Source organism: Streptomyces swartbergensis (genome assembly GCF_002148965.1).
Taxonomy (GTDB): domain Bacteria; phylum Actinomycetota; class Actinomycetes; order Streptomycetales; family Streptomycetaceae; genus Streptomyces; species Streptomyces swartbergensis.
In genome coordinates this window covers 1-13576 of record NZ_NGFN01000238.1, presented here as the reverse complement: position 1 = coordinate 13576, position 13576 = coordinate 1, and the positions used below count along the sequence as shown (strand labels likewise).

The window sequence follows — 13576 nt, the reverse complement described above, 5'->3', positions numbered from 1 at the left end:
CACCGCCCCCTGGCCACCGCCGTCCTGGCCGCCGTCCTCGCGGGCGGTCTGGCCGGATACGCCGCCGGGGCGCTCGGCGACGACGACCCCGTGCCCGCCTCCGCATCGGCCGCCCGCGCCCCGGGCGACCTCCAGGCCGTCGCCGCCCGGGTGCTGCCCAGCGTGGTCTCCGTCCAGACGGACCGCGGACAGGGCTCCGGGTTCGTCTTCGACGAGCGGGGCCGCATCCTCACCAACGCGCATGTGGTGGACGGCAGTTCACGCGTCTCGGTCGAGCTCCAGGACGGCCGTCGGCTCACCGCCGAGGTGATCGGCGACGACCCCGCCCACGACGTCGCCGTACTGGAGCCGGAGACGTCCCGCGGCCTGCGCGCCGCCGACCTCGCCACCGGCACCCGCCCGGCCGTCGGCGACACCGTCCTGGCCATCGGCTCCCCGCTCGGTCTGAGCGGCACCGTCACCTCCGGCATCGTCAGCGCCCTGGACCGCTCCGTCAGGCTCGGTGAGGACAGCGGGGGAGGACGGCAGCGGGCGCTGCAGACCGACGCCTCGATCAACCCGGGGAACTCCGGCGGACCGCTCGTCGACGACGAAGGGCGCGTCATCGGCATCAACACGGCCATCGCGACGTTGGACCAGAACAGAGGCGGTTCCATCGGCATCGGCTTCGCGATCCCCGTGGGCGACGCGGTGGAGGCCGCCCGGACCATCATCGACGGTGGCTGAAGGGGGCCGCGCCCATGCGACTGCTGGTCGTCGAGGACGAGGAGGACCTCGTCGTCGCCCTCAAGGTGGGCCTGATCAGGGCCGGCTACGCGGTCGACGTCGCCCCGGACGTCGACACCGCCACCGAGAAGCTCACCGTGAACGACTACGACCTGGTCCTGCTGGACCTCAACCTGCCCGACGGCGACGGCTTCTCCGTCTGCCGCGCCATCCGCGCCACCCCCGGTGGCCCCCGCATCCTGATGCTCACCGCCCGCGACCGCCTCGCCGACCGGGTACGCGGCCTCGACGAGGGCGCCGACGACTACCTCGTGAAACCCTTCGCGCTCCCCGAGCTCCTCGCCCGCATCCGCGCCCTGCTGCGCCGCGAGGACGGCGGCACGTCCGTCGTCGAGGTCGGCGAGCTCCGCCTGGACACCGCCCGTTTCGAGGCGTACCGAGGGGACCGCAGGCTCCCGCTCACCCCCAAGGAGTTCGGCGTCCTGCACTACCTGATGACCCGCCCTGGGCGCGTCGTCCCGGCCGAGGAGCTGCTCGAACACGTCTGGGACGAACACGCCGACCCGTTCACCAACACCGTCCGCGTCACCGTCGGCTCCCTGCGCCGCAAGGTCACCGGGGAGGACGAGCCGCTCATCGAGACCGTGATACGGCAGGGCTATCGCCTCAAGGAGCTGCCGTGACGACGATGCTCCGGCCGCTCAGGACCCGGATCCGGCTGCCCGCCTTCACACACACCATCCGCTTCCGCCTCACGGTCCTCTACTCCGGCCTCCTCTTCCTCCTCACCGCCCTCGTCCTCGGCGCCACCTACTTCGCGGTCGAGCGCAGCGGCGAGGCCCACCCGGTCAGCAAGCAGTTCCGCGCCGAGAAGTACGTCAACGGCGTCTACATGGGTGAGTTCGACGCCGTGAAGCTCCAGGAGGTCGAGGCGGCCGTCAACTACGAGACCCTCGGCAACCTGCGCAACTTCTCCTTCATCGTGCTCGGCGCGCTCGCCGTGGCCAGCCCCGTCATCGGCTGGATCCTCGCCGGCCGCGCCCTGCGCCCGGTCCGCGCGATCTCCCGCACGGCAGCCGACATTCAGGCCACCGACCTCTCCCAGCGCATCCGCCTCACCGGCCCCAAGGACGAGCTGCGCGACCTCGCCGACACCGTCGACTCCATGCTCGACCGCCTCGACGAGGCCTTCCGGGCCCAGCGCCAGCTCATCGACGACGCCTCCCACGAACTGCGCAGCCCACTGGCGATCATCCGCGCCAACGTCGACGCCGTACTGACGGCGGAGGACTCGGACGAGGAGGACCGCCGTATCGCCGCCCGCAGCGTCGACCGGGCCACCACGCGCATGACCCGCCTGGTCGAGGACCTGCTCGCCACCGCCCGCCGCAGCGCCCCCGCCCTGGCCGACGCCGACGTCGACCTCGCGGCGGCGGCCGGCGAGGCCTGCGAGGAGTTCGCCCCGCTCGCCGCCGAACGCGGCCAGCTCCTGCACCGCAGTCTCGCCCCCGGCCTCACGGTCATCGGCGACCACGACGCCCTGCGCCGGGCCGTCGGCAACCTGCTGTCGAACGCGGTACGGCTGGCCCCACCGGGTTCCCGCATCACCGTCGCGGCCGGCCGGGACGGCTCCTGGCTGTGGACGGCGGTACGGGACGAGGGTCCGGGGATAGGTGACGACGACCGGGCGAGGGTCTTCGACCGCTTCTGGCGGGCCAAGGGCAACGGCGGCGGGCGAGACCGTCATGCCGGGCTGGGCCTGGCCATCGTCAGACAGATCGTGGAATCACACGGCGGCCAGGTCCGCCTGTTCTCACGGGTGGGGGAGGGCTCGACGTTCGTCCTGTGGTTCCCGGCACCGGGGGACGGTCAGACGAATGGCGGCCCGCCGGAGAACGCGCCCCTATAGGGGCGCGGGGGCTCTGTCCGATATGCGGCTCCGCCGCGTGAGCGTGACCAGCCGCCATGCGTCCGCAGCCAAAAAACTACGCCGCTTCCTTCGCCTTGCTCGCATACATGTCCACATACTCCTGCCCGGACAACCGCATGACCTCACTCATCACGGAGTCGGTCACGGCCCGCAGCACATACCGGTCCCGGTCCATGCCCTCGTACCGGGAGAACTCCATCGCCTCACCGAACCGGACCCTGACCTTCCCCGGCCGGGGCAGCCCCGCCCCACCCGGCTGAAGCCTGTCCGTACCGATCATCGCGAACGGCACCACCGGCGCCCCCGTCATCAGCGTGAGCCGGGCGATCCCGGTGCGCCCCCGGTACAGACGCCCGTCGGGCGACCGCGTGCCCTCCGGGTAGATCCCGAACACCCGGCCCTCCTCCAGCACCCGGCGCCCGGTCATCAGCGCGGCGACACCGCCCCGGCCCCCGTCACGATCCACCGGGATCATGCCGACGCCCGTGAAGAACCAGGCCATCAGCCGGCCCTTGATGCCCTTCCCGGTCACGTACTCGTCCTTGCCGATGAAGAAGACCTGACGGTCGCAGACCAGCGGCAGGATCATCGAGTCGATGAACGTCAGGTGGTTGCCGGCCAGGATGACCGGACCGTCGCCGGGAATGTGCTCCGCACCTTCCACCTGAGGGCGGAACATCAGGCGCATGATCGGGCCGAGCACTGCCTTGATGAGCGCGAAGCGGGACAACGGGCCCTCCGTGTCAAGGGATGCGGTATGAGTCTGTGCAGGTGAGGACGATACTCGGGGTCCCGGGGGTCGCGCACATCGGGCACGGCCACTTAACCGAGGTCTTACGTACCGTTGACGCGTGTTTACCTGCGGTGACCCGCCGTCGACGATGTGTAATCCGTCCGCCACATGTGACGGACGTCGCTCCCCGGGCGTATCGGACGCGTTCCCAGAACCGCCGCACCGAATCGCCACGACGCGACGAACTCGACGAGCCGTCGACGATCCGTCAGTTCCCCGCCCCCACCGGCCACTACGACATCCGTCGTCACCCACGTGTTCCGCCCGGCGTCTCCCACCCGTCATGTACGCGACCGTACGATCGGCCCGCACTGACGAGCCGACGGCAGGGAGGGCGCTCATGGGAACGCAGAGGCCGAACGAGGAGACGAGCGGAACCGGACGGCGGGCCCTGCTCGGCGCGGCGGTCCTCGGCGCCGGGGGAGCGGTCCTCGGCGTGACCGGCACGGCGAGAGCCGACAGCGCCCGGCATGGCGGGCATGGCGGGCATGGCGGGCTGAAGAGCCTGCCCAAGCCGACGATCGTCGGCCACCGCGGGGCCAGCGGCTACCGTCCGGAGCACACCTTCGGCTCGTACCAGCTGGCCCTCGACATGGGTGCCGACATCGTCGAGGCGGGCGACCTGGTGCCGACGAAGGACGGTCACCTCGTCTGCCGTCACGAGCCGGAGATCGGCGGCACCACCGACGTCGCCGACCACCCCGAGTTCGCCGACCGCAAGAAGACCAAGCTCCTCGACGGCGTCTCCACCACCGGCTGGTTCACCGAGGACTTCACGCTCGCCGAGCTGAAGACCCTGCGGGCGATCGAGCGCATCCCGGCCAACCGCCCGCACAACACCCTCTACAACGGCCGCTGGGAGATCCCCACCTTCGAAGAGGTCCTGAAGTGGCAGGACGAGCAGACCCGCAAGCGCGGCAAGCAGGTGTGGATCTACCCCGAGCTCAAGCACCCCACCTACTTCCGCAAGCAGGGCCTCCCCCTGGAGGAGCGGGTCACCAAGCTGCTGCGCAAGTACCGCAAGGACCGGCGCACCTCCCCGGTCATCCTCCAGTCCTTCGAGCCGACCAGCATCCAGCGCCTCAACAAGCTCGTCGACAACCCCTTGGTCGTCCTGCTGTCCTCGGCGGACACCCGCCCCTGGGACTTCGTCGAGACGGGCGACCCCCGCACGGTCGCCGACCTGGTCAAGCCGGCCGGCCTGCGGGAGATCGCCTCCTACGCGCAGGGCATCGGCCCGACCCTCGACCTGGTCATCCCGCGCGACGCCAAGGGCAGCCTCACGCAGCCCACGACCCTCGTCGCGGACGCGCACAAGGTGGGCCTGATCCTGCACCCGTGGACGCTGCGCAACGAGAACCCCTTCCTGCCCGCGAACTTCCGCAAGGGCACGGACGCGGACGCCTACGGTGACGTGTTCGGCGCGTACAAGGCCTACTTCGCGACCGGTATCGACGGCGTCTTCACCGACCAGCCCGACACGGGCCTGCTGGCCCGCGAGGACTTCGTCAGCGACTGAGCGTCAACATGTGAGCTCACACCACCCGGTCGAGTGAGCTTCGGCCGCCCGGGCAACCCGCGGCCCGGGCGGCCGCGTCGCTCCGCATATGACGCACGACCTGCTCACCGCCCTGCGCCCACTGCTCACCGCCGAGGCCTCCGCGGAGGCATATGCCGCCGGAGCCGAGCCGGGCGACCTGGAGCAGGCGGTCTGGCTCCGCCTGCTGGAGCGCCTCGACGCCGAGGGTCCGCCGCTCGACCCGCAGGAATGGCTCCGCCGGGCCGTCCGATCGGAAGTGCGCCGCACCCGTCGTACGACCCGCCTCGAACGGCCGTACGGCATCGAACCCGCCGACGACGGCGACCGTGGCCCCGAACAGCTCGCCCTCGCCGCCGCCCGCGGCCGTGCCCTGCGCGCGGCCGTACGCCGCCTCCCGGGCCGCTGCCCCCGGCTGATGGAGGCCCTGCTCTCTCGCGAGGACCTGACATACCGGGAAATCGCAGGGGAGTTGGGTATCTCACAGGGGAGTCTTGGCCCGGAACGTTCCAGATGCCTGGGATGTCTGCGCAGATTGCTCACACCGGAGGTTGCGGCCCGTTGAGGACGGGGATAGGAGTGAGGAACGACAGTGATCAGATGAGCGGGAGGCGTGCGCACATGGGCATGAGCGTGACCATCTCTGCGGCGACCGAGCAGGACGCGGAGCAGATCTTCAGGCTGCAATACCTGTGCTTCCAGCCGGAGGCCGCGCTGTACGGCAACTACCGCATCGATCCGCTCGTCCAAACCCTCGACTCGGTCCGCGAGGAGGTCGCCCGCGACTGCGTCTTCGTGGCCCGGCTCGGCGAGGAGGTCGTCGGCTCGGTCCGCGGCTCGGTCACCGAGGACGGCGCCGCCTCGATCGGCAAGCTCTGCGTCCACCCCCGCCTCCAGGGCCACGGCATCGGCGCCCGCCTCCTCCGAGCGGCCGAATCGGCCCTGGCCGACCAGCACGGCGCCACCCGCTTCCGCCTCCACACCGGCCACCGCAGCGAGGGCCACCTCCGCCTGTACCGCAAGGTGGGTTACGAAACGGTGGGCACGTCCCAGGGCGCGGACGGCATCCCGATGATCGTCCTGGAGAAGCCGGCCGGAACCTACGCGGCGACAGCTTGATGTTCAGGGGCGCGGGGAACTGCGCGAACAACCACGACGCACCCGCAGTCGCCGGCGCCCCTCAGCCTGCATCCCCCTGCCGCGCACGCGACGTCCGCAGCCAGTAAATCGCCGACACCGGCAACAGAATCGGGATGAACACATACCCCATCCCGAAGTCCGACCACACGGTCGCATCCGGAAACGCCGACGGCTCGATCAACGTCCACGTCCCCACCGTCAGCACACCCACCAACTCCGCGACACAGCACACGAGCGCCGCCCGCCGAGCCGTCTCCCCACCCCGCACCAGCGAGTACGTGATGAACCCGTACACGACACCCGCGACGGCCGACAGCGAATACGCCAGCGGCGCCCGGTCGAACTCCGTCGCGATCTGATACGCGGACCGCGACACCGCCCCGACGACCATCACGCCGTACAGCCACACCAGCAGCGTGCCCGGCCCGCTGGTCAGCCGCCGCCGGCTCACCTCAGCCTCCCCAGATGTCATAGAGCCGCACTTCCAGCACAGCCAGCACCACACCGCCGGCGGCGACCGTCACCGAACCCCACCGGGTGCGCTCCGCCAGTGACATGAACCCCGCCGCCGGGACGCACGCGAACGCCCCCAGCAGATACGCCACGAAGATCGTCGTGCCCTGCTCCGGCTTCTCGCCCCGCGCGAGCAGCACGATTCCCACCACCAGCTGGATCAGCGTCAGCAGCGTGACCACGGCCATCCCGATGAAGTGCCAGTCCTTCGTCGGCTGGTCACGGTAGGCGGCCCAGCCGCACCAGGCGGCGAGCAGCAGCGCGGCGACGCCGGTCACCAGCGTCAGGGCATCAAGCATGCTGTGACCTTATTACGGCCGAAAAGGCCCGGTGCCTGCGGCCCTGGCCCGCACCGTAGGGTCGAGGGCATGAAGATCCACGCGCACGCCCTGCTGTTCGACAACGACGGAACCCTGGTGTCCTCCCTCGCCTCGGTGGACCGCTGCTGGACACGGTGGGCCACGGAGTACGGGATCACGGCCGAGGAGTTCGCCCGGGTCGAGCTGCACGGCCGGCCGGCCGCCGAGATAGCCGCCGACCTGCTGCCCGCCGACGTGGTGCCGGAGGCCGTCGTGAGGATCGAGGACCTTGAGGTGGAGGACGTGCCGGGCGGCGGTGTGCACCTGCTGCCGGGGACCCGCGCGTTCCTCGACGCCCTGCCCGCCGAGCGCTGGGCCGTCGTCACCTCCGCCACCCGGCGGCTGGCCGAGGCCCGGCTCGACGCCGTCGGCATCCTGCCGAAGGCGCTCGTCGCCGCCGACGACGTCACCCGCGGCAAGCCCGACCCCGAGCCCTATCTGCTCGCCGCCCGCACCCTCGGCGTCGACCCCGCCCGGTGCGTCGTCTTCGAGGACGCCCCCGCGGGTCTGGCGGCCGGCCGGGCCGCCGGCATGACCACCGTGGCGTTGACCACAACCCACCAAGCCGACGAGCTCCAGGCCGACCTGGTGGTCGAGAACCTGTCGGCCTTGTCCGCACTGGTCACCGAGCAGGGTGTCGAGATCTCCCTCTGCGAGTGATGGACCCCGACCCTGTCCACCACTGTCCAGCATCCGGACAGCGGCGGCCGGTCAGGACCCTACGCGTGTTTTACTGGCGGCATGACCACGACGAGCGACCGCATCCCCGCGACCGAGGCGACGATGACGCCCGGTGCTCGTTGTATGTGTCGAATGTGCGCCTTCTAGAGGGCCCCCGCACCACCCCCTGAGCTCGCGCCCCGAAGCGAGACCGCGGCATGTCCGCACGCCCTGAGCCGTGCGTGACACCGAGCCGCCCGCGCACATGTTCTCTCCGGTTCCCCGCCCCAGCGAGAACCGTGTCGCGTCCCTGAACGAATGCACCTGTGCCCGGGCACACCCACGCCCGCGCACTCGACAGTGACGGAAACCCACGTGATCACCACAACGGACCTGACCAAGGTCTACCGTTCGCGCGGCCGCGAGGTCACCGCCCTGGACGGCGTCGACCTGCACGTCCGCGAAGGCGAGGTGTACGGCGTCATCGGCCAGTCCGGCGCCGGCAAGTCCTCGCTGATCCGCTGCGTCAACCTCCTGGAGCGCCCCACCTCCGGCACCGTGACGGTCGCCGGCCAGGACCTCACGGCCCTGGCCGGCCGGGGCTCGCGCGCCGGAAGGGAACTGCGGCAGGCGCGCAGCCGGATCGGCATGGTCTTCCAGCACTTCAACCTGCTGTCCTCCCGGACCGTCCAGGACAATGTCGAACTGCCGCTGGAGATCCTCGGCAAGTCCGGCGGGGAACGCTCCCGCAAGGCACTGGAGTTGCTCGACCTGGTCGGCCTCGCCGACAAGGCGGGCGCCTACCCCGCCCAGCTCTCCGGTGGCCAGAAGCAGCGCGTCGGCATCGCCCGCGCCCTGGCCGGCGACCCGAAGGTGCTGCTGTCCGACGAGGCCACCAGCGCCCTCGACCCGGAGACCACCCGCTCGATCCTGGCGCTGCTGCGCGACCTGAACCGGCAGCTCGGCCTGACCGTCCTGCTCATCACGCACGAGATGGACGTCGTGAAGTCGGTCTGCGACTCGGCCGCGCTCATGGAGAACGGGCGCATCGTCGAGTCGGGCACCGTCAGCGAACTCCTGGCCACCCCGGGTTCGGAACTGGCCGCCGCGCTGTTCCCGCTCGACGGCGAGGCCTCCGGCGAGGACCGCACCGTCGTCGACGTCACCTTCCAGGGCGAGAGCGCGACCCAGCCCGTCATCTCGCAGCTCGCCCGCACCTACAACATCGACATATCGATCCTCGGCGCCGCCATCGACACCGTCGGCGGCCTCCAGGTCGGCCGCATGCGCATCGAACTGCCCGGCCGCTACGAGGACAACGTCGTGCCGATCGGCTTCCTGCGCGAGAAGGGCCTCCAGATCGACGTCCCGGGCCGCGAGTCCGTACTGGTGAAGGAAGGTGCGAAGTGACCTGGTCCGAGATGCAGCCCCTGCTGGAGCAGGCGTGTTGGGACACGCTCTACATGGTCGGCTGGTCCACCCTCATCGCCGTCGTCGGCGGACTGCCGCTCGGCATCCTGCTGGTCCTGACCGACCGGGGCGGGCTGCTCCAGAACGTCGTCGCCAACAAGGTCATCGGGCAGATCGTGAACATCGCCCGCTCGCTGCCGTTCATCATCCTGATGGTCGCGCTGATGACCTTCACCCGCTGGATCACCGGCACCACCATCGGCCGCGAGGCCGCCATCGTGCCGCTCGCCGTCGGCGCCATCCCGTTCTTCGCGCGCTTGGTCGAGACGGCCGTCCGCGAAGTGGACCACGGGCTCGTCGAGGCCGTGCAGGCCATGGGCGGCAACACCTGGACGATCGTCCGCAAGGTCCTCGTCCCCGAGTCCCTGCCGTCGCTGATCTCCAGCACCACCACCACGATCGTCGCCCTCATCGGCTACTCGGCCATGGCGGGCACGGTCGGCGCCGGCGGCCTCGGAGACATCGCCATCCGCTACGGCTACCAGCGCTTCGAGACCGGGCTGATGTGGATCACCGTCGCGATCCTCGCCGTCGTCATCTCCCTCATCCAGTTCGCCGGCGACTACGCGGCCCGCTCCCTGCACCGCCGCGGCGCCCACTCGGGCCCCGCCCCGAAGCTGCGGCTGCTCAAAGCCGCCTCCTGAACTCCCCGTTCGCCCGCCCGTCGCCCGACCACCACCCCTCAACGACGGCGCTTCGCGCCGGCACCCTCTGATTCCAGGGGTCGCACCACCCGCAAGGTCATAAGGAAAGGCACTTTTCGTGCGTAACACCGCCAAGATCACCACCGCCGTCCTCGCCGCCGGAGCCCTCACCCTCGGGCTCAGCGCTTGCGGCGCGGGCAACTCCGGCTCCGACGGACCCCTGGTCGTCGCCGCGAGCCCCGTCCCCCACGCCGAGATCCTCAACTACGTCAAGGACAACCTGGCGAAGAAGGAGGGCCTGGACCTCCAGGTCAAGGAGTTCACCGACTACGTCACGCCGAACACGGCGACGCAGGACGGCTCCGTCGGCGCCAACTACTTCCAGAACAAGCCGTACCTCGACGACTTCAACAAGAAGAACGGCACCGACATCGTGCCCGTCGTCACGGTTCACCTGGAGCCGCTCGGCCTCTACTCCCACAAGGTCAAGAAGGCCGACGACCTGAAGAGCGGTGCGACCGTCGCCATCCCCAACGACACGGTCAACGAGGCCCGCGCCCTCAAGCTCCTCGCCGCGGGCGGGCTCATCACCCTCAAGGCGGGCGTCGGCAACGAGGCGACCCCCTCCGACATCACCAAGAACCCCAAGAACCTCAAGTTCAAGGAGCTGGAGGCGGCCCAGACGCCGCGCTCCCTCGACGACGTGGACGCCGCCGTCGTCAACGGCAACTACGCCATCGAGTCCGACCTCAAGCCGTCGAAGGACGCCCTCGTCCTGGAGTCCCCGAAGAACAACCCGTACGGCAACTTCCTCGCGGTGAAGAAGGGCCAGGAGGACGACCCGCGCGTGAAGAAGCTCGCGAAGCTCCTCACCTCGCCCGAGGTGAAGAAGTTCATCCAGGACAAGTACGCCGGCTCCGTGCTCGCCTCCTTCTGAGCCCCGCCCGGCACCCGTCACGCACGGGGTCCGCCCTCACCCGGTGGGGGAGGACCCCGTGGTGCGGATCAGTGCTTTCATGCTGCATGCTGGGCAGTTCAGCAGGCCCTGAAGGTTCACCGAAGGTAACGGAGCGGCGCATGACGAGCACCTTTCCCAACGTCTCCATCAGCACGGAGCGGTTGGTCCTGCGTCCCTTCGAGGAGCCGGACATCCCATCGTTCGCCGACATGATGAACGACGAGCTCGTCACCGCCTGGACCTCCGTCCCGCAGCCCTACACCGAGGCCCACGCCCGCTCCTGGATCACCGAACTGGCCCCCGCGGAACGGGCCGAGGGACGCGGCATCGTCTTCGCCGTCACCGAGTTCCTCACCCAGCGCCTCGTCGGCATCGTCCACCTCCGGAACACCGACTGGCGGATCCGCTCCAGCGAGATCTCCTACGTCATCGCCCCCTGGGCCCGCGGCGAGGGCTATGCCTCCGAAGCGGCGCTCATCACCGCGCAGTGGCTCTTCAGCGACCAGAAGTTCGAGCGCCTCGAACTGCGCACGCCGGCCGACAACACCGCCTCCCAGCAGGTGGCCCAGAAGATCGGCTGCATCAGCGAGGGAGTGCTGCGCGGCGCCTGGATAGCCCGGGCACGGAGGGACGACGGCGAGTGGACCGAGGTGCGCACCGACCTGATCGTCTGGAGCCTGCTCCCCGAGGACCTCGAAGGCGTGGGCGACCAGTTGCCCGGCGGCTTCACGTCCTTCGGCGACTGGAACTGACTTCGGCGGGGAACTGACTTCGCGACCGGAACCGACTTCGGCGACCGGAACCGACCGGAACGGACACCGTGCGCGACGGCACCGCCGCCCCCTCCGCCGGCTTCACCGGGTAGTCTCACGGAGCCCGCCCGCGGGCCCCTCACCACACGACACACAGACGACCTGCGAAAACCCTGGAGACTGACGACGATGGCCGACCGGGTCACGGTGATCGGCTGGGACGGTTCGCCGCTGACCGCCGCGGCACGCGCCGCCCTGGGTGCCGCCACGCTCGTGGCGGGTGCAGCCCACCACCTGGCGCTCCCCGAGGTACCCGCAGGCGCCGAGCGCATCCGCCTCGGCAGCGTCGCCCTCGCCGCCCGCCGCATCGCCGCCCACCGCGGCACGGCCGTCGTGGTCGCCGACGGCGACCCCGGCTTCTTCGGCGTCGTACGCACCCTGCGCGCTCCCGAGTTCGGCCTCGAAGTGGAGGTCGTCCCCGCCGTCTCCTCCGTCGCCGCCGCCTTCGCCCGCGCAGGCATGCCCTGGGACGACGCACAGGTGGTCGTCGCACACCGCCGCACCCTGCGCCGCGCGGTGAATGTATGCCGCGCCCACACCAAGGTGGCAGTCCTCACCTCACCCGGCGCCGGCCCCGCCGAACTCGGCCTGCTCCTCGAAGGAGTCCACCGCACCTTCGTCATCTGCGAGGAACTCGGCACCACACACGAGCGGGTCAGCGTCGTCACCTCCGAAAAGGCCGCCGACCACACCTGGCGCGACCCCAACGTCGTCATCGTCCTCGGCGGCCCGGCCGGCACCGCGGGGGAGACCGGCGGCTGGATCGCCGGCCGCGACCCGTCCGCCGGACCACGCGGCTGGTCCCTGCCCGCCGAGGCATACGGCGGTGACCTCGGTGAGGGCGAGACCCAGCTGCTGCGCGCCTCCCAACTCGCCCGCCTCGGGCCCCGTATCGGCGACCTCGTGTGGGACATCGGCTGCGGCAGCGGCGCCTTCGCCGTCGAGGCCGCGCGCGCGGGCGCCGCCGTCATCGCCGTCGACAGCGACCGGGCGGCCTGCGCCCGCACCGACGCGGCCGCCCGCCGCCTCGGCGTCCAGCTCCAGATCGTGCACGGCACCGCCCCGCACGTCCTGGAGAACCTCCCCGAACCCGACGTCGTCCGTGTCGCCGGCGGGGGAGCGGCCGTCGTCTCGGCCGTGGCGGACCGCCGCCCGCAGCGCATCGTCACGCACGCCGCCACCCGGGACGCCGCCGAACTCGTCGGCCGGGACCTGACGGAGCACGGATACGGCGTCGAGTGCGCCCTGCTCCAGTCCGTCGAACTCGACACCCGGGCCTGGACGGAGACGGAACGGAGCGTCGCGTTCCTGCTCAGCGGGGTGCTCCCACGGCGCAGCGCCTGATCCCGCCGCCTTCCCCGTGATCGGGTTGTCGTACTGCGCGCGGTAGGCTGGCCGATCGCTGCACCGCACGCGGACGTCCGGCAGATCGTCGGTCAATGTCCGGAAAGCCCGCCCGTTTTGGGGTGAGTGTGGTACGGCAGAACCGGAGGACGCGCAACGTGGCGCAGTCCACAGCGGAACCGTCGCGGATCAACGTGCCGTGACGGTGGTTCGGCCGCAACAATGCCAGTGAGTGGCTTTGTCGCCTTTTACGGGCGGGCCGTTCGTGCCGCTGGGGACGCACGCTCGTTCTTCACTGTGGGGCGGTCGGTGCGCCGTTCCGGGTGAGCTGGTCGTAGGAGCACTAACCGATGGGCGAGGGGTACGCATGACCGACACCGGCCAGGTCCCGGGCGAGGGACTGCCGGAGAACGCAGGCATGGTGGAACAGCCGGGCGCCCCCGCGCACGGTGCGTACGCCTACCTCTCCGAGAACACCGCCGAGGACGAAGACCTGCTGTTGCCGGGCTCCCATGGTGCCTGGGGCAACGAGGTCGCCCCGCCCGCGCCGGAGCCGGTCGTCGAGGCCGTGCACCAGCCGGGCCCGCACGAGCTCTCCGGCCGCGACAGCGGCTCGGTCGACCTCGGCGGCGTCCGCCTGCCCGACCCGCCGCCGATCCCGCCCATCACCCCGCGCCGGCCGCTGCACCT

16 protein-coding genes are annotated in these 13576 nt (G+C 70.7%); 13 read left to right on the top strand and 3 right to left on the bottom strand.

The window, feature by feature from the left end; genetic code table 11:
* The 3 genes from CA983_RS29975 to CA983_RS29965 form a co-directional block, all read left to right on the top strand.
* Positions 1-726, top strand: a 726-nt coding sequence (locus CA983_RS29975; protein ID WP_086603949.1) for a S1C family serine protease, incomplete at its 5' end; no start/stop codon positions are given.
* A gap of 14 nt (positions 727-740) precedes the next feature.
* A complete protein-coding gene (locus tag CA983_RS29970) occupies positions 741-1409 on the top strand; it encodes a response regulator transcription factor (RefSeq protein ID WP_086603948.1) in 669 nt (222 codons plus the stop codon).
* 5 nt (positions 1410-1414) lie between these two features.
* Positions 1415-2635, top strand: coding sequence for a sensor histidine kinase (locus tag CA983_RS29965; RefSeq protein ID WP_086603950.1), 1221 nt, complete (start codon positions 1415-1417; stop codon positions 2633-2635).
* A 76-nt stretch (positions 2636-2711) separates the two neighbouring features.
* On the opposite strand, the gene CA983_RS29960 is transcribed toward CA983_RS29965, so the two are convergent.
* Positions 2712-3386, bottom strand: coding sequence for a lysophospholipid acyltransferase family protein (locus CA983_RS29960; RefSeq protein ID WP_086603947.1), 675 nt, complete (start codon positions 3384-3386; stop codon positions 2712-2714).
* A gap of 403 nt (positions 3387-3789) precedes the next feature.
* On the opposite strand from CA983_RS29960, the gene CA983_RS29955 reads away from it, so the two are divergent.
* The 3 genes from CA983_RS29955 to CA983_RS29945 all read left to right on the top strand — a co-directional run bounded on the left by CA983_RS29955 (position 3790) and on the right by CA983_RS29945 (position 6105).
* Complete coding sequence (locus tag CA983_RS29955; protein WP_086603946.1) at positions 3790-4968, top strand: glycerophosphodiester phosphodiesterase; 1179 nt, start codon at positions 3790-3792, stop codon at positions 4966-4968.
* 88 nt (positions 4969-5056) lie between these two features.
* Entirely contained in the window at positions 5057-5551 is a 495-nt protein-coding gene (locus CA983_RS29950; RefSeq protein WP_086603945.1) for an RNA polymerase sigma factor, read from the top strand.
* A gap of 56 nt (positions 5552-5607) precedes the next feature.
* Entirely contained in the window at positions 5608-6105 is a 498-nt protein-coding gene (locus CA983_RS29945) for a GNAT family N-acetyltransferase (RefSeq protein WP_086603944.1), read from the top strand.
* A 61-nt stretch (positions 6106-6166) separates the two neighbouring features.
* Here the strand turns inward: CA983_RS29945 and CA983_RS29940 are convergent, their stop codons facing one another.
* Both CA983_RS29940 and CA983_RS29935 read right to left on the bottom strand, forming a co-directional pair.
* The gene (locus CA983_RS29940; protein WP_086603943.1) at positions 6167-6598 is read right to left on the bottom strand and encodes a hypothetical protein; all 432 of its coding nucleotides are present in this window, start codon (positions 6596-6598) and stop codon (positions 6167-6169) included.
* On the bottom strand, positions 6579-6938 hold the full coding sequence (locus CA983_RS29935) for a hypothetical protein (RefSeq protein ID WP_086603942.1): 360 nt from the start codon (positions 6936-6938) through the stop codon (positions 6579-6581). The genes CA983_RS29940 and CA983_RS29935 overlap by 20 nt, the downstream gene beginning before the upstream one ends.
* A gap of 69 nt (positions 6939-7007) precedes the next feature.
* Here CA983_RS29935 and CA983_RS29930 point away from each other — a divergent pair, with 69 nt between their 5' ends.
* From CA983_RS29930 to CA983_RS47290, 7 genes are all read left to right on the top strand, one after another.
* Positions 7008-7658: an HAD-IA family hydrolase gene (locus CA983_RS29930; RefSeq protein WP_086603941.1), complete on the top strand. Its 651-nt coding sequence runs from the start codon at positions 7008-7010 to the stop codon at positions 7656-7658.
* A gap of 375 nt (positions 7659-8033) precedes the next feature.
* Positions 8034-9068, top strand: a complete 1035-nt coding sequence (locus CA983_RS29925; RefSeq protein ID WP_167407497.1) for a methionine ABC transporter ATP-binding protein — start codon at positions 8034-8036, stop codon at positions 9066-9068.
* Positions 9065-9772, top strand: coding sequence for a methionine ABC transporter permease (locus CA983_RS29920; RefSeq protein ID WP_086603939.1), 708 nt, complete (start codon positions 9065-9067; stop codon positions 9770-9772). Before CA983_RS29925 ends, CA983_RS29920 begins: the two co-directional genes overlap by 4 nt.
* 118 nt (positions 9773-9890) lie before the next feature.
* A complete protein-coding gene (locus CA983_RS29915) occupies positions 9891-10709 on the top strand; it encodes a MetQ/NlpA family ABC transporter substrate-binding protein (protein WP_086603938.1) in 819 nt (272 codons plus the stop codon).
* Between the two features lie 140 nt (positions 10710-10849).
* Positions 10850-11482 carry a GNAT family N-acetyltransferase gene (locus CA983_RS29910; protein WP_086603937.1) on the top strand — a complete coding sequence of 211 codons (633 nt, stop codon included), beginning with the start codon at positions 10850-10852 and terminating at the stop codon, positions 11480-11482.
* Between the two features lie 189 nt (positions 11483-11671).
* Positions 11672-12886 (top strand): precorrin-6y C5,15-methyltransferase (decarboxylating) subunit CbiE, encoded by a 1215-nt coding sequence (gene cbiE / locus CA983_RS29905; RefSeq protein ID WP_086603936.1) that lies wholly within the window; start codon positions 11672-11674, stop codon positions 12884-12886.
* A gap of 367 nt (positions 12887-13253) precedes the next feature.
* A partial coding sequence (locus CA983_RS47290) for a hypothetical protein (RefSeq protein ID WP_143645582.1) occupies positions 13254-13576 on the top strand: 323 nt, incomplete at its 3' end.

Coding starts and splice junctions, on each gene's coding strand:
- CA983_RS29970 (WP_086603948.1), top strand. CDS start 741: ATGCGACTGCTGGTCGTCGAGGACGAGGAGGACCTCGTCGTCGCCCTC.
- CA983_RS29965 (WP_086603950.1), top strand. CDS start 1,415: ATGCTCCGGCCGCTCAGGACCCGGATCCGGCTGCCCGCCTTCACACAC.
- CA983_RS29955 (WP_086603946.1), top strand. CDS start 3,790: ATGGGAACGCAGAGGCCGAACGAGGAGACGAGCGGAACCGGACGGCGG.
- CA983_RS29950 (WP_086603945.1), top strand. CDS start 5,057: ATGACGCACGACCTGCTCACCGCCCTGCGCCCACTGCTCACCGCCGAG.
- CA983_RS29945 (WP_086603944.1), top strand. CDS start 5,608: ATGGGCATGAGCGTGACCATCTCTGCGGCGACCGAGCAGGACGCGGAG.
- CA983_RS29940 (WP_086603943.1), bottom strand. CDS start 6,598: ATGACATCTGGGGAGGCTGAGGTGAGCCGGCGGCGGCTGACCAGCGGG.
- CA983_RS29935 (WP_086603942.1), bottom strand. CDS start 6,938: ATGCTTGATGCCCTGACGCTGGTGACCGGCGTCGCCGCGCTGCTGCTC.
- CA983_RS29930 (WP_086603941.1), top strand. CDS start 7,008: ATGAAGATCCACGCGCACGCCCTGCTGTTCGACAACGACGGAACCCTG.
- CA983_RS29910 (WP_086603937.1), top strand. CDS start 10,850: ATGACGAGCACCTTTCCCAACGTCTCCATCAGCACGGAGCGGTTGGTC.
- cbiE (WP_086603936.1), top strand. CDS start 11,672: ATGGCCGACCGGGTCACGGTGATCGGCTGGGACGGTTCGCCGCTGACC.